Origin of the sequence: Pseudarthrobacter sp. AG30 (assembly GCF_003116525.1) — a bacterium.
GTDB lineage: Bacteria > Actinomycetota > Actinomycetes > Actinomycetales > Micrococcaceae > Arthrobacter.
This window is the reverse complement of the sequence record NZ_QEHL01000019.1, coordinates 1-15,039: the sequence shown is the minus strand read 5'-3', so window position 1 is coordinate 15,039 and position 15,039 is coordinate 1. Positions and strand designations below refer to the sequence as shown.

Sequence of the window (15,039 nt, the reverse complement as noted above, 5' to 3'; positions counted from 1 at the left end):
GGGCCCAAAGGCTTGGCTGCTCGTCAGCCCCGCTGCTGGTCAGCCCCAGTGCGGCGGTTTCTGTTCCTTCAGCCACGCGTCGTGGTCATCCTCCCGGTCGCCCCAGCTGCGGGCGTCGTCCTCCGCAGCCTTGCTGGGCAGCACAGCGTCGGTACCTGAGGTGGCCCGCCCTGGCGCTGGAGTGGAGTGAGGCGCACCTGCCGGATTTCCGCCGTCAGGTACCGCTTCCGTCTTCTCGTTCTCGCTCATATCTTCTCCGTCCCGATCTTCCGCGGACCCATTGTTGTCGGAAATATCGCTGCCGGAACCATTGTCGTCGGAAACACTGACGTCGGAAACACTGTCGTCGGAGACACTGTCTTCCGCGGCCATGCCGTTGGCCTCCTTGGCGTCCAGGCCACCGGCCCGCCGGCCCTGGCTGGGGCGGATGCCCGCGGCGGGGTCTCCGGAGTCACTCCGGTTCCCGCCATTGGCGTTCCGCGGCAGATAGGCAACACCGGCGGCCGGTGCTGCATCGATACCATTGAGCGCCTGGTCCACGTCGTCGTCAAGGAATCCAGCCGAGTGCCCGGTCCTGCCCGGCAGCACCAGGTTTTCCAGGCCGAGGTACCCGGCAATGCGGTCGGCACAGGACGACGGGTCGGTAAATACCTCGATGGTCCACAACGGCATATAACGCCATCCCAGGCGCTCCAGCAGCTCCGGGCGGAGCCTGCTGCGTTCCCGGACGCTCATGGTGCGGTACTGCCCGGTGCCGTCAGACTCGATCGCCACTGGTCGTGGCAGGTCGGCATCATCCTTGCCCATGGTATTCAGCGGGTCAGCCGCGGCCACAACGTCGATGGCGCCGTCGTACTGGTGCCAAACCCGGGCGCCGCGGGCGCGCAAACGGTCACCCAAGTCGGCGACCAGCGGGTCCGCACCGAGTGCCTGTTCGCTGGCGGCAGCCCGGGAGGCGGGAGTTCCGAGGTCGGTGTTACCCGAAATTTCGCGGTTCAACAGCGTGTACAGATCCACCGCCCCGTGCGTGAGCCTGGTGTGGTCCAGGTCCTCGGGCCTGAAGCAGGTGAGCACATGCATGGACCGGCGCGCCCGCGTCATGGCCAGGGCGAACTTCTCCCTGCCACCTTCCGCGGACAATGGTCCGAAGTTGTGCAGCGCCCGGCCGTGCGGGGTGCGGCCAAAACCTGGGGAGAAAATAACATGGTCGCGAACCAGCCCCTGGGCCCTCTCCAGGTCCACCACCCTGAAGGACTCAGCACCGGCACCGAAGAAACCGGCCATTCCGGGCTGGTTGGCCAGCTGGAGGCGGATGGACTCGCCAATCCTGGCGGCATGCCGCAGGCTGGCGGTGACCACGGCGAGCGAAGTGCGCGGACGCAGGCGGGCGTGCTCGAACACGAGCTCGACCACCCGGTTGACCTCGGCCACCACCGACTCCACACCCTCGTGGTCTGCGCTCGGCAAGCCGGTTCCGTCAGGCAGGTACTCCACCAGCAGCGACCGGTCCAAGCCCGTCGCCGACTGGCCCTCGGGCAGCCGGCGCAACCCGCCGTCGTAAAAGTTCTTGCTCAGCTGCAGGACGAGGTCCTCGTCCACGGCCCGGTACACCACGTTCAGCCGCCAAACCGGAAGCACCGCAGAGAGAGCCGTGAAGGCACTCTCCACCCTGTGGTGGGCGGACTCACCGGCGGCGAGGCGTTCCACGCCCACGGTAAAGGTCCGGGGCGACGCGATGCGCGGGTCGCCGAACGCAATCACCTGGCGTGCACGGGCGATCGACGGCAGGACGGCCTGCAGGGACGTGGCCTCGGCATCCAGGATCACGACGGCGTCGAAGTGTTGCTCTGCCGGGAGCAGCCCGGTCATCAGGTACGGGCTGACAGACCACACCGGAACCAGCGTGCCGATCAGGTCAGGAGCCTGGGCGGTCAAGGACGGGAGCGATACCCGGCCGTCCTTGAGCAGGCTCCGCAGCAGGCCCGCCTGGCGCGGCTGCTCGGCGATCGCCCCGCGCCAGCGTTCCGCCAAGTCCCAGCGAAGGCGTGCGGCGCCGCTGGCGATGTGCGCGTTGTCCGCCAACCGATACTCGGCCTCGAGCCGGCGCAGCGCGTCGCCGTCGGACATGGCCAAGTAGTCATCGCCGCTGATCATGGCCTCAAGGGCCGACTGCCACCACGCCAATTCCAGCTCGGCTGCAACGGACCGTTCCGGGACTTCCCGCTCCGCGAGGTCGGCAAGGAGTTCGCCCAAACCGTGCTCACGCATGTTTTCGATCAGTAGTGTGCGTTCGGGCAAGGTCTTGAGGGTATCGGTGTCCGCCACGAGGCGTTCCAGCCGCTCCATCAGCTGGCCGTAGGGCGCAGTGGCGAGCGACCCGCCGGCATCCGTGTGCCGGAGCGCCTGGCCCAGCTGTTCCAGCTCCGCGTCCAGCGACCGGTACATGGCGTTCATTTCGGCAAGGCCGGACGGAACCGCCGGATGGCGTTGGGTGGTGGCATACCCGGCCCAGAGGGCGCGCTGCTCCTGGACCAGGACCAAGGATGTGTGCAGGTCGGCGATGTGCACGCCGGGGCGGACGTATTCCTTGGCCACCCGCCGAAGCCTGGAACGCTGCATGGACGTCATTTCGATGCCGCGCTCACGGCGCCACGCTGACGGTGCCGTGGCGGAAATCAGGTCCGTCACGGGCCGGTCAAAGATGTCCGGCGTGAATTTGTCCAGGCTGCCGCGGACGGCAACCAGCAGCTCGAGCTGCTCGCCCCATTCCGCAAAGGACTCCCCCAGCCGGATTTCAGCGTGCTCGGCGACGGCGTCCATGCGGTCGCGCAGCACCGGGAGGCTCTTGGCCACGGAGCGGACCAGATCCTGCGCTTCCTCGGTTTCCTTCCGGGTCAGCAACCGCGCGCCGTGCCAGGGGCTGGTGGTGGCGGCCTTGCTGAAGCTGCCCAGTTCGGCAGCACGGCGAAGCCGTCCGGCCAGCTCCTCGCGGTCGCGGATGCTGTCCAGGACACTGCGCTTCAACCGGACGGTGGTGGCCGGCGCCGGATGGATCGAGGTGAGCTCCGCGAGGGACTGCATGGCCTGGTAGGGCGAGCAGCCCCACCGGTCCCGGACGTTGTGCAGCGACGCCACGTGGTCCATGAGCGCGTGCCGGTGCTCAGTCAGGGTGGTGTGCAGGTTGCCCAACTGCGGTTCCAAGGACTTTTCGTTGCGGACAATCGCCCGCACCAGCTGGCCCTTCAGCTGCTGCGCCGTGACGTTCCCGGAAAGCTGGAACAGGATGGATTCCAGTCCCAGGGATTCGAGCTGGCCGGAGACTTCATTCAGGCTGGCCCGGCGGTCACCAACCACCAGCACCGTCTTCCCGGCGTCCACCAGGGCACCAATGGTGTTGATCGCGGTCTGCGTCTGGCCGGTACCCGGCGGGGCGCTGACAACGAGGGAGTCACCGGCTCGGGCCGCATCAATCACATACTGCTGGTCCGTGTCCGCGTCCAGCAGCAACAGCTCGTCCTTGGGATGCCTGTTGTCCAGGTGCGGGAAACGCGAGGGGTCCGGGTCTTCGACATCCACAACTTCGCCCCCGGCGGCGGTCGCCAGCGCGGACACAATGGGGTGGGAGTCGTTGATCCAAGGGTCGTCCAGGTTCCCGGAAAGATCGGCGAAGGTCGAAACGAGCAGGTTGTGCTGGGTTTCTGCGCCATGGATGGGCCGGATCAGCGTGGCCAACCGGTCAAGGACGGGCTGCGGGTCGAACCGTGCGGTGCTGTAGGCGAGGCGGGTCACGGCGTTGACGTCGAAGACGATCCCGTGGATGTTCTTCAGGTGGCGCACCAGGGCGGGGTTGATGTGCGCCTGCTCGGTGAGCTGCAGCTCGAAGTCGTCCTCCCCCGGACGGACGGTGAGGGATATGGCGGTCAGCATGACGGGGGCGGACACGCGCTGGGGTTTGCCTCCGACGGCGGACGTCCACACCACAGTGCCGGCGGACAGGTACCCGGCGTCGATGCCGCGGTCGTTGGAGAGCTCAAAGATCTTTGACCGGATGTTGCGCGATGCCCTGGCTGCCACGACGTACTGCTGGCGGTCCCGGATCAGCGTGGACAGGCGTGTGCGGCGCCCTGCCATGAGCTGGGCGAGCCCCGAGGGATGCGCCGAGGTGAGGTCGATGGAGCCTTCGGGGGTCTTGGTGAAGCGCAGCATCGTGTCCGCGCCAGTGACGGGTTTAAGCCCGGACAGCCATTTGCGAAGCTCTTCCGAGCCTTCCGGGTGGCCTTGACCAACTGACACTTCTGCCTTCTTTTCTGCGTTTGCACGTGACGCCCTGGACCATACCGGCATAGATTCGAGAGTAGCCGCTCCGGTGCCGGACTTTGGCGACCGCAACACTGGAGCACAGGAAATTGCTGGGATTCTCCCGGGAAAAACAGTGGCCGGCCTCCGCTGGCGGAGGCCGGCCACTCAGGGGACTATTCCCATTCGATGGTTCCCGGCGGCTTGCTGGTGACGTCCAGCACCACCCGGTTGACGCCGTCCACCTCGTTGGTGATCCGGTTGGAGATCCGTGCCAAAAGATCGTAGGGCAGGCGCGACCAGTCGGCGGTCATGGCGTCCTCGGAGGACACGGGACGGAGCACGATCGGGTGGCCGTAAGTGCGGCCGTCCCCCATGACGCCGACGCTGCGGACGTCGGCGAGAAGCACAACGGGCATTTGCCAGACTTCGTCGTCCAGGCCGGCGGCAGTCAGTTCGGCACGAGCGATGGCATCCGCCTTGCGGAGCAGGTCCAGCCGGTCTTTGGTGATGTCGCCGACGATCCGGATGCCCAGGCCGGGGCCGGGGAAGGGCTGGCGGCCGACGATTTCCTGCGGCAGGCCGAGCTGTGCGCCCACGGCACGGACCTCGTCCTTGAACAGGGCGCGCAGGGGTTCGACGAGCTCGAACTGCAGGTCCTCGGGGAGGCCGCCCACATTGTGGTGGCTCTTGATGTTGGCAGCACCTTCGCCGCCGCCGGATTCGACGACGTCCGGGTACAGGGTGCCCTGGACCAGGAATTTGATCTTCTCGCCGTGGGCAGCAGCATCGGCGATGATGGCCAGTTCCGCTTCCTCGAAAGCACGGATGAATTCACGGCCGATAATTTTGCGCTTGGTTTCCGGATCGCTGACGCCTGCCAGTGCCGAAAGGAAGCGCTCCTGCTCGTTGGCGACGTAGAGCTTGACGCCGGTGGCGGCGACAAAGTCGCGCTCCACCTGCTCTGCCTCGCCTTCACGCAGCAGGCCGTGGTCCACGAAGACACAGGTGAGCTGGTCGCCCACTGCGCGCTGCACCAAGGCGGCGGCCACGGCAGAATCGACACCGCCGGAGAGTCCACAAATGACCCGGGCGTCTCCCACCTGCTGGCGGATGCGCTCCACCTGCTCCTCGAGGATGTTGCCGGTAGTCCAGTTGGGTTCCAGCTTGGCTCCCTTGAAGAGGAAGTTCTCCAGGACCTGCTGGCCGTAGGCGGAGTGCTTGACCTCCGGGTGCCACTGCACGCCGTACAGGCACTTCTCCTCATTGGCGAAGGCCGCGACTTCAGCGCCGGCGGTGGTGGCCAGGACATCGAAGCCTTCGGGCGCCTCGTGGACGGAGTCGCCGTGGCTCATCCACGTCTTCTGGTGCTGGGGCATGCCTTCCAGCACGGAGCGCCCGTCACCCAGGATGGTGGTTTCGGTGGATCCGTACTCCCGCAGCCCTGTCTTGTCCACCTTGCCGCCCAAGGCGTTGGCCATGGCCTGGAAGCCGTAGCAGATGCCGAAGACGGGGACTCCGGCTTCGAAGAGGTCGGCACCGACGCTCGGGGCGCCGTCGGCATAAACGCTGGAGGGGCCGCCGGAGAGGATGATGGCGGCGGGATTCTTGGCCAGTAGCTGCTCGGTGGTGTAGGTATGCGGAACCACTTCCGAATACACATTCGCTTCCCGGACGCGGCGGGCAATGAGCTGCGCGTACTGGGCACCGTAATCAACAACCAGCACCGGCTTCTGGGAAGTCTGGGATGCAGTGGGAGTAGTCACCGTAATAGCCTACTTTGCGCCGTTGCACCGACGCACCTTGAGAGACCTCCCTGTGACGGAGCAGACGTCAGTGAAGGCGGAAACGCTCAGTAGCGCTGGGGTGCCTGCGGGTTGGCGGCGAGCTCGGCCTCAACCTCGGCGTGGAACTTCTTTTCGACGATGAAGGACAGGAACGGCACCACGCCGCCGAGGGCCAGCAGGACCAGCTTCAGGAACGGCCAGCGCATGAGGGACCAGAGCCGAAAGTTGGAGATCAGGTACACCACGTACATCCAGCCGTGGACGATCAGGACCGTGACGGAGACGTTCACACCGTTCAGTACCGCCGGCGGTTCGGCGTCGGCGAAGCCAAAACCGAAGGGCTGGCCGGTGAGTGCGCTGGTGCCGCCGGCAAACAGGTACTGCCCGAAGCCGTACCGGGCCACCAGTTCCGCGCACAGCAGGAGCAGCATGGTGCCGGTCAGGTAGGCCATGACCTTGTAGAACTTCAGGGCCGACCGGATCTGCGCTTCGGTGCCGCCGAAGCGGCGCTTCTTGCCGGATCCTTTGGCGCCGGAGGCTTGGGACGAGGGGGTGGCCGGTTTCGGATCAATCATGGCTGTACCTTCTGCTGGTGCTGATCAGGTTGCTGCTGTTCGTTCTGGTGCTGTTCCGGTTCATCCGACTCCTCGGCTTCGTCGAGGGCCTCTTCAAGGTCCCGGTGGTAGTCGTCCTTGACCAGCCGCCACCAGATGAAGAGGGCGAAGCCGGCAAAAACCACCCATTCGATGGAGTAGAAGAGGTTCAGCCAGTTGATCTGCTGCGACGGTGGCTGGGGGCCGATGTTCAGCGGAAGCAGGCTGCCAGGCACGGACGCGGCGCTGACATCTTTGCCGCCCGCCACCTCCGCGGTGGCCGAGACGAATCCCGGGTAGCTGCTGACGCCCCAGTAGTTGATGAGTTCGGCAACAGACACGGCCGAGGCCTCCCCCGTTTTGGGGGCCTTCCCGGGAACCGGCGCTTCAGAAGGAATCAAGCGCCCCGTCAGTTGCACCAGGCCCGACGGAGGGGCTGGCGCGTCGGAAGGGTCCGCCACCCAGCCCCGCGCCACCGGAATCCAGGTTTGTGGGGAGGCAGCCGCACCTTTAAGGGTGGGGGCGCCGTTAACGGCGAAAGCGGAAACTACCCAATAGCCGGTCTTTCCATCGTGCAGCCTGCCAGGGACGAGCACCTGCTTGTCGGGACTGTAGGTTCCCTCCGCGGTGACCATCTGGTCTGAGACGCTGCCGTGGAAGAATTCGCCGGGCTGGAGGGTGCTGGTGAGCGGCTGGACCTGTTCGGTGGCGGGGTTGACCGGCGCTTCGGGCTGGGTGGACCGGCCGAACTGCCACTGGCTGAGCAGCACGAAGACCCCGGAAAGCGCGATCGCGAAGATGAAGCCTGCGATCCATCGGGGTTTGAGGGCTGTTTTCCACACGTCTTAACCGTACTTCGTACTTCTGTAGAACAACTAAACGCCTGTGCGTTCGGATGCGGCGCAGGGACCCGGCTGCTTAGTGGTCGAAGAACACCAGGCTGGAATTGATGAGCTCGGCGATGACTTCTGCATCGTAGGCCCGCCGCAGGGATTCCCGGAAGGATTCCTTGGACAGCGACCGGGCCAACGTGGCCAGCACTTCCAGGTGGTCCGAGAATGAACTGGCGGGCGTGGCGATCAGCAGGATGACGGTGGCCGGGCCGTCCGTGGCGCCGAAGTCCAGGGCATGGCCGTACTTGGTGATGCCGACGGCGATCGACGTCCGGGAGACGAACTCGCTGCGGGCGTGCGGGAGACCGACCCCGCCGGGGAGGCCGGTCGCCAGCTGGTGCTCGCGCGCGTTGACGTTCTTGAGGAATCCGTCAAGGTCGGAAATTCGCCCGGCGGCATGGAGCCGTTCCGCCAGCTGGTTGGTGGCGTCGGTTTTGTCCGTCGCTTCCAGTTCCAGAATCACCATCTCGGGGGTGGTGAGTTCGGCGTCATACGGGTCAAGTGGTTCCGCCAAGGCGTATCCCTTCAGTCAGCAGTGCGGGGCGAGCGGCCCCTCAGCGCAAGGGCACGATGTCTTCCACGCCCAGGCGGGCAGCGTCCGCGGATTCGTCGTCCGGCTGTTGCTGGCTGAGGCGCTCGGCCTCCACCCTGGCAATGTAGTGGCGGACTTCGTTTTCGCGCTGCGCGTCACTCCAGCCAAGAACGTCACCCATCAGTTTAGCGACAACGGGGGCAGCAGACACGCCCCGGTCCCACGCCTCGATCGAAATCCGCGTACGGCGGGTCAGGACGTCCTGCACGTGGCGGGCCCCCTCATGGGTGGCGGCGTAGACGGCTTCGGCCTGCAGGTAGTCATCGGCCCCGGGGATGGGTTCGGCCAGCTCCTTATCCTGCGCGATGATGGCCAGGACCTCGGGCGTCATTGATCCGTACCTGTTGAGGAGGTGTTCAATGCGGGCCACGTGCACGCCGGATTCCTCGGCGGTGCGGTTCCTCCGGTTCCAGGCGGCCCGGAAGCCGCTGGCACCGAGAAGCGGGATGGTTTCGGTGCAACTGGGCGGAACCCGTTCGTCCATGGTGCGGGTGGCTTCGTCGACGGCGTCCTTGGCCATGACCCGGTACGTGGTCCACTTTCCGCCGGCCACCACCACCAGGCCCGGGACGGGGTGCGCCACCACGTGTTCGCGGGAGAGCTTGGCCGTGGAGTCGTTTTCACCGGCGAGCAGCGGCCGCAGTCCGGCATAGACCCCTTCAACGTCCTCCCTGGTCAATGGCCGCTTCAGCACCTTGTTGACGTGCTCGAGGATGTAGTCGATGTCCTTGCTGGACGCGGCCGGGTGGGCTTTGTCCAGGTGCCAGTCAGTATCGGTCGTGCCGATGATCCAGTGCCGCCCCCAGGGGATGACGAACAGGACGGACTTCTCCGTGCGAAGGATCAGCCCCACCGTTGACTGGAACCGGTCCCGCGGAACCACCAGGTGGATGCCCTTGGAGGCGCGGACCTTGAGCTGGCCCCGGTCGGTGACCATGGCCTGGGTTTCGTCGGTCCAGACGCCTGTGGCGTTGATGACCTGCCTCGCGCGGACCTTGAACTCCGTGCCGTCCTCGCGGTTGGAAACTTTGGCTCCCACCACCCGCTCCCCTTCGCGCAGGAAGTCCACCACGGCCATCTGGTTGACGGCGTGGGCTCCGTAGTAGGCGGCGGTACGGATGAGGTTGGCCACGTACTTCGCGTCGTCCACCTGGCCGTCGTAGTAGCGGATCGAGCCCACGAAGGCGTCGTCCTTCAGGCTGGGGGCGGCACGGAGGGTTCCACGCCTGCTCAGGTGTTTGTGGAACGGCACGCCGCGGCTGTGCCCGCTGGAGATCGACATGACGTCGTACAGCGCAATGCCGGCGCCGACGTAGGGCCGTTCAATGAACGGCTTGGTCAGCGGATAGAGGAATGGCACCGGCCGGGCCAGGTGCGGGGCAATTTCCGAAAGCAGCAGTCCGCGTTCCTGGAGGGCCTCCTTGACCAGGGCGAAGTCAAGCATTTCCAGGTAGCGCAGGCCGCCGTGGATGAGTTTCGAGGACCGCGACGACGTTCCGGCGGCCCAGTCGCTTGCCTCGACGATGCCAACGCTCAGCCCGCGGGTCACGGCGTCCAGTGCGGCTCCCGCACCGACGATGCCGCCGCCCACGATCAGGATGTCCAGTTCCTGGCCAGGTTCCGCGGTGGCGCGCAACCGCCCTATGGATGCTTCCCTGGCTTCCGGGCCGAGAACTCCGCCGTTTGCAGGAACACTCTTCATTGAACGCCTCCAGTGCCGCTAGTGCCGGTAGTAAACCCACACTACTTGCTGGAAGCGCGCTTTGGGCAGGGCGGCGGTGACTGCCGCCCCGCCCAATCGGCTCAGTTCCCCGCGTAGGGCGAGACCACGACGTCGACCCGCTGGAATTCCTTCAGGTCCGAATAGCCGGTGGTCGCCATGGAGCGGCGCAGCGCGCCGATGAGGTTGGACGTGCCGTTGGTGTGGTGGCCGGGTCCGAACAGGACTTCCTCCAGGGGTCCCACGGTGCCCACGTTGGCGCGGTCCCCGCGCGGGAGCTCCGTGTGGTGGGCTTCCTGGCCCCAGTGCCAGCCTTTGCCCGGCGCCTCCTCTGCCCTGGCCAGGGCGCTGCCCAGCATGACGGCGTCGGCGCCCATGGCAATGGCTTTGACGATGTCACCCGAGGTGCCCATGCCGCCGTCGGCAATCACGTGGACGTAGCGGCCGCCGGACTCGTCCATGTAGTCACGGCGGGCGGCCGCGACGTCGGAAATGGCTGAAGCCATGGGCGAGTGGATGCCCAGGGCGCGACGCGTGGTGGTGGTTGCGCCGCCGCCGAAGCCCACCAGCACACCCGCCGCGCCGGTACGCATCAGGTGCAGTGCCGGGGTGTAGCCCGCCGCCCCGCCCACGATGACGGGGACGTCGAGTTCGTAGATGAACTGCTTCAGGTTCAGCGGTTCGTGGTTCTTGGAGACATGCTCGGCGGACACCGTGGTTCCGCGGATGACGAAGATATCGACGCCGGCGGCGACGACGGTCTTGTAGTGCTCCTGGGTGCGCTGCGGGGTGAGCGATCCGGCCACGGTGACGCCGGCCTCGCGGATCTCGGCCAGACGGGAGGTGATGAGTTCCGGCTGGATGGGCGCACGGTACAGCTCCTGCATCCGGCCTGTCACGGCGGGGCTGTTGACCTCGTCCTGAAGGGCCGCAATCTCGTCCAGCACGGACTGCGGATCCTCGTACCGGGTCCACAGGCCTTCCAGGTCAAGGACGCCCAGGCCGCCAAGCTTGCCGAGGGCGATGGCGGTCTGCGGGGACATGGCCGAGTCCATCGGGGCGGCGATCACAGGCATGCTGAACTGGTAGGCGTCGATCTGCCAGGAGACGGAGACGTCCTTGGGGTCGCGGGTGCGACGGTTGGGGACGATTGCAATGTCATCCAGGGAGTAGGCACGACGCCCACGCTTGCCACGGCCGATCTCGATCTCATAAGTCACTGCTCTAGGTTATCTCAGCAGCTCCGCTGGCCGGGTCCGGACTGCATGCAAGGGTGGAGTCCTGCCCATGGAAGAACTGCCAGGCTACCGCGTAGCCTTGGGCAGGGGGATTCGGTGAACGCTCCCCGCGCCCACCTTCCGAGGAGAACCAACCATGGCCACCTGGTCTATCCGTCGCTGGCAGCCGATGATGAAGCAGACCTCGCCGTCCCTGCCAGCTGGCTCAACGACACCCCTCCCGCAGGCTGACCAGCACGAACACGCCGGTACAGGTGCGGCCGGCGTGGAAATCGCCGCCGGTGACGAAACGCAGCCTGCGACCGCGGCCCCGGGCCTGGCGGACCGGCTGCGCCATGGACTGGGCTTGCTTCCGGCATGACACATCACAATCCCTTCCCCGCAGATGCGCCCGTCCACTCCCTCGAGCACTGGCTGGCTCCGGAACTGGCTCGGATCAGCCCGCCAAACGCTCCGTCCCGGCTGCGTCAACTGGCTGACGCCCAAGGTACCGGAGCCGCCGGCTGGAGCAGCGCAATCGCCGGCGGTCCCGTCCTGGCCCTCGCGGGCATGTTTTTTGCCGTCACGTCGGGGAACCCTGCCGCAGCGCTCGTACTGGTCCCTCTGGGGGTTGGCCTGATGCTTTCGGGCCTCTTTGGATGGAAGCGTGCCCGGGCCGCCCTGCCCACCCCCGACAGGGTCCTGATCAGCCGTGGCCCGGGATCCGCCCGTGGTGGCGTCGCCATGATATCCGTACTGGCAGTCGCGCTGGGCGCCATCATGGTCCTCTACCTGCCCTCGGCCACGGCGAAGGGCAATGGTGCGGCAATAACACTCGTGGGAGCCTTCGTACTCATCCTGCTTCTCCTGGTCGCATGCATCGTGGTCCCGTCAACGGTCATGGGCCGCGCCCGGCAATCGTTCCGGGAAAGGGTGCAATCCAACCCCGAGCTTCGGCGGGCAGTTGAAGAAGATTTGGCCCTCTGGCGCGATCCTCATGGCAATGCCGCCTACGGACCGCTCTGATAACCGGTCAGCGGCAGGATTGTGATGGGCAAACGCTGGATCTTCGACGGGCATATTGCAGGTATTGGCACGGCATCCGGGCTCCGCGCCGTGGTGGGCATCTGGCAAGACTCCCCCTTCGGTTCATTTGCCGACGTCATGGTGCAGCAACCCTCGGGGCACCGGCTGCTGTTGGCACCCCGGCCGGATGTGGCAGAGTTCATCGCGGCCACCTACACGTTCGATGAGGTGCGTTTGGTTGACGTCTCCGCCATGTTGGGTGAACGGGCGCTAAGGGTCGACGCCGGCCCCTTGGCAATCCGGGCCGTGACCGGGGCGAGGACCTTCCTAGGTACGGCTTTGCGGGCCGTACCCCGGCGCCTTGCGGTGCACCCGCGCTGGCTTTCCGCCGTCAGTCCGCTTGCCGCGTTGGCGGCCCCGGGAGCCCGCACCTACGGCACGGCGGGCAGCGGCAGGGCGGAGTATTACGGGGTGAGCGACCTGCACCACGTCACCTCCGCCGTCGTCCGCTGGGAAGGCGCCGACGCCGGGACCCTGGCTCCCATCCGGCCCGCCGTGACGTTCGGGTTCAGCAGCGTCCCGCCCAGGCCGAGCGTGGCACGGGTCCGCACCACCGTGGTGCAGTCCTAGGTTCCGGTCGGTTCCTCGACGGTCAACTGGGATTCGAACATCCTGAAGTACCTGCCGCGGAGGGCCACCAGTTCTTTGTGCGTGCCCTGCTCGACGATCCTGCCGTCTTCCAGCATGTAGACGACGTCGGCCTTTTCGATGGTGGCCAGCCGGTGGCTGATGGCAATGATGGTGCTGTCGCGGTCGGCGAAAAGGCGGGTGAATATCCTGTGCTCGGCGAGGGCGTCGATGGCGGACGTCGGTTCGTCCATCACCATGAACGAGGCGTCCCGGTAGAAGTTCCTGGCCATGGCCAGGCGCTGCCATTGGCCGCCGGAGAGGCCGCTTCCTTTACGGCCCCGCGGATCCTCCATCCAGTTGCTGACGTGGTTGTCCAGGCCGTTGGGCAGTTTGTTGATGAACTCCAAAGCTTCGGCGTCTGCTGCCGCCCGCCGGATGCGGCCGTCATCGCGCCGGCTGTCGACGTCGCCGAAATAGATGTTCTCCGCGGCCGTGGCGAACTCGTACTTCAGGAACTCCTGGCTAAGGACTGCCAGGTGCCGGTGCCAGGAGGTGACGTCGACGGCGGCGAGGTCCACGCCGTCGAGCAGCACCTGTCCGGAGTCCGGGCGGTAGAGGCCGGCGAGGATGCGGATCAGCGTCGACTTTCCGGCGCCGTTCTCCCCCACGATGGCGATGTGCTGGCCGCGCCTGATGGTGAGGCTGATTCCCCGAATCACCTCGATATCGCTGCCCGTGTAGGTGAAGCGGATGCCCTTCAGTTCCACTTCCTGTGGAGCCTCCAACAGGGGCGGTGCATGTTCGGCGTGAACGGGCATCCCCATGAAGGTCTCGTAGTCCGTCAGGTTGGCCAGGTCTTCGTCAATGGAACTTAGTGAGGACACCAGGTTGTTGGCGGTGGACAAGGCGCGGCTGACGATCTGCTGGACGTACAGGAATTGGCCTACGGGCTGGGCCCGGGCGATGACTTGGCCCACCACCCAGATCAGCGAGACCACCTCGGCGCCGTACTGCAGGGCGTCCGCAGCCAGCTGCCTGGGGATGTAGCGCCGCTGGTAATCAAGACGGCGCCGTTCGTCCGCGTCGCGGAGGCGGGAGCGGAGGTCCATGAGGAAGCGGACGATCCCGTAGAGCCGCATCTCTGCGATGTGCTGCGGGCGGAGCAGGTTGGTTTCGATCATTCGGCGCTGGCGGCGTGAGTCCACCTGGGTGTTCCAGTGCGCAATCTGCTCCCGGGAGAGCTTGAACTGCAGGTACACGCTGGGAACGATGGCCACCAGCACGATGACGGCGATCCACCAGCTCACCAGCAGCAGGGCACCGATGGCCAGGATGACCGAGACCAGCTGAGTGAAAATGGCGGCGATCCGGTCCAGGACGCGGGCGTACGAGTCCGAGAACCGCTTGGCGCGGTCGTAGAGGTCCACCGTCTCCTTGTCGTCGTAGCGCCAGAATTCCAGCGCAAGGAATCGTTCGTACATTTGGTCGCCCACGATGGCGCCAACCTTGAAGCTCATCAACTGCTGGATGTAGCGGTCGACGCTGCTGAAGGCGCCCCAAAAGAGGCCCAGCGCCGCGGTGACCACGACGTAGACGATCGCAAGGCGTCCGGCTCCGGCGTCGCCCGCATATGCAGCAGCAAGCGCCGTGGTGGTCCGTGACGCAAAGTAGGTGGTAACCAGGGAAGGACGGCCGAAATCAGCGAGCCGAGCACCTTCATGATCACCGCGCCCGGGGACGCCCGGAAACTGACCCTGAGGACCTGGGCTACGGCGCGCGCGTACGGCCTGATGGCAAGCCGTTTTTGCGGATCGCGTTTTGGGGTGAGTTCCGCCGGATGGCGCGGTTGGGACATGGAATCAGCCTAGTGCTGGCACCGGTTGAAACGGTCAACACCGGACGATCTGCTGAACGACGTCAGACACGACCTGGACCGACAGCACGAACGGTTTTGCGAAGTATCCGGCCCGGACGGGGTCCTCTTCCGGGAGGTCGTTGAGGTCTATGAGGTTGGCGTCGTCCGGTTCCCATGGCGGGAGGTCTTCAATGCCTGCCTGTTCGCCGTGGAATTGGATGGGTATTGCGTGTGTTTTGGCCGGCGGGGTTCCTGGTGGCCAGTGGGTTGGTTGGGGGTCGTGTTGTTCGGGTTTGTAGTGGCGGCCGGTGGGTGAGGTCCAGCCGGGTGGTTTGTTTTTGGTGGCTGGGTCGGGGGTCCAGGTGCTGTGGTGTTTGAGGCGGTGGTGTCGGGGGCAGAGTTGGGCCAGGTTGTGGGTTCCGGTGGTGCC

At 66.0% G+C, this 15,039-nt stretch carries 10 protein-coding genes and 2 pseudogenes; 3 read left to right on the top strand and 9 right to left on the bottom strand.

The window, feature by feature from the left end:
• Positions 1 to 39 precede the first annotated feature (39 nt).
• From DC347_RS16370 to DC347_RS16340, 7 genes are all read right to left on the bottom strand, one after another.
• On the bottom strand, positions 40 to 4,344 hold the full coding sequence (locus DC347_RS16370; protein ID WP_109863697.1) for an AAA family ATPase: 4,305 nt from the start codon (positions 4,342 to 4,344) through the stop codon (positions 40 to 42).
• 128 nt (positions 4,345 to 4,472) lie between these two features.
• Positions 4,473 to 6,062: a glutamine-hydrolyzing GMP synthase gene (gene guaA, locus DC347_RS16365; RefSeq protein ID WP_109863696.1), complete on the bottom strand. Its 1,590-nt coding sequence runs from the start codon at positions 6,060 to 6,062 to the stop codon at positions 4,473 to 4,475.
• Between the two features lie 86 nt (positions 6,063 to 6,148).
• Entirely contained in the window at positions 6,149 to 6,658 is a 510-nt protein-coding gene (locus DC347_RS16360) for a DUF3817 domain-containing protein (protein WP_109863695.1), read from the bottom strand.
• On the bottom strand, positions 6,655 to 7,518 hold the full coding sequence (locus tag DC347_RS16355) for an SURF1 family protein (protein ID WP_109863694.1): 864 nt from the start codon (positions 7,516 to 7,518) through the stop codon (positions 6,655 to 6,657). Before DC347_RS16355 ends, DC347_RS16360 begins: the two co-directional genes overlap by 4 nt.
• Before the next feature lie 76 nt (positions 7,519 to 7,594).
• On the bottom strand, positions 7,595 to 8,083 hold the full coding sequence (locus DC347_RS16350) for a PTS sugar transporter subunit IIA (RefSeq protein WP_018760364.1): 489 nt from the start codon (positions 8,081 to 8,083) through the stop codon (positions 7,595 to 7,597).
• Positions 8,084 to 8,123: 40 nt separating this feature from the next.
• On the bottom strand, positions 8,124 to 9,863 hold the full coding sequence (locus DC347_RS16345; protein WP_109863693.1) for a glycerol-3-phosphate dehydrogenase/oxidase: 1,740 nt from the start codon (positions 9,861 to 9,863) through the stop codon (positions 8,124 to 8,126).
• Positions 9,864 to 9,964: 101 nt separating this feature from the next.
• Positions 9,965 to 11,101, bottom strand: coding sequence for a GuaB3 family IMP dehydrogenase-related protein (locus tag DC347_RS16340; protein ID WP_018760366.1), 1,137 nt, complete (start codon positions 11,099 to 11,101; stop codon positions 9,965 to 9,967).
• A gap of 154 nt (positions 11,102 to 11,255) precedes the next feature.
• Between DC347_RS16340 and DC347_RS16335 the strand changes: the two genes are divergently transcribed.
• Genes DC347_RS16335 through DC347_RS16325 form a run of 3 tightly spaced genes read left to right on the top strand, consistent with a single transcriptional unit; the run spans position 11,256 to position 12,754 of the window.
• Positions 11,256 to 11,480, top strand: coding sequence for a hypothetical protein (locus DC347_RS16335; protein WP_133247101.1), 225 nt, complete (start codon positions 11,256 to 11,258; stop codon positions 11,478 to 11,480).
• Positions 11,477 to 12,124 (top strand): hypothetical protein, encoded by a 648-nt coding sequence (locus tag DC347_RS16330; RefSeq protein WP_109863691.1) that lies wholly within the window; start codon positions 11,477 to 11,479, stop codon positions 12,122 to 12,124. Before DC347_RS16335 ends, DC347_RS16330 begins: the two co-directional genes overlap by 4 nt.
• A gap of 24 nt (positions 12,125 to 12,148) precedes the next feature.
• The gene (locus DC347_RS16325) at positions 12,149 to 12,754 is read left to right on the top strand and encodes a hypothetical protein (RefSeq protein ID WP_109863690.1); all 606 of its coding nucleotides are present in this window, start codon (positions 12,149 to 12,151) and stop codon (positions 12,752 to 12,754) included.
• On the opposite strand, the pseudogene DC347_RS16320 reads toward DC347_RS16325, so the two are convergent.
• Together DC347_RS16320 and DC347_RS16315 are read right to left on the bottom strand one after the other, a co-directional pair.
• Positions 12,751 to 14,609 (bottom strand): annotated as a pseudogene (locus DC347_RS16320) (ABC transporter ATP-binding protein). The gene DC347_RS16325 and the pseudogene DC347_RS16320 sit on opposite strands and share 4 nt — an antisense overlap.
• A gap of 34 nt (positions 14,610 to 14,643) precedes the next feature.
• Positions 14,644 to 15,039, bottom strand: a pseudogene (locus tag DC347_RS16315) (HNH endonuclease); the annotation flags it as partial.

Coding starts and splice junctions, on each gene's coding strand:
- DC347_RS16370 (WP_109863697.1), bottom strand. CDS start 4,344: ATGCCGGTATGGTCCAGGGCGTCACGTGCAAACGCAGAAAAGAAGGCA.
- DC347_RS16360 (WP_109863695.1), bottom strand. CDS start 6,658: ATGATTGATCCGAAACCGGCCACCCCCTCGTCCCAAGCCTCCGGCGCC.
- DC347_RS16345 (WP_109863693.1), bottom strand. CDS start 9,863: ATGAAGAGTGTTCCTGCAAACGGCGGAGTTCTCGGCCCGGAAGCCAGG.
- DC347_RS16335 (WP_133247101.1), top strand. CDS start 11,256: ATGGCCACCTGGTCTATCCGTCGCTGGCAGCCGATGATGAAGCAGACC.
- DC347_RS16330 (WP_109863691.1), top strand. CDS start 11,477: ATGACACATCACAATCCCTTCCCCGCAGATGCGCCCGTCCACTCCCTC.
- DC347_RS16325 (WP_109863690.1), top strand. CDS start 12,149: ATGGGCAAACGCTGGATCTTCGACGGGCATATTGCAGGTATTGGCACG.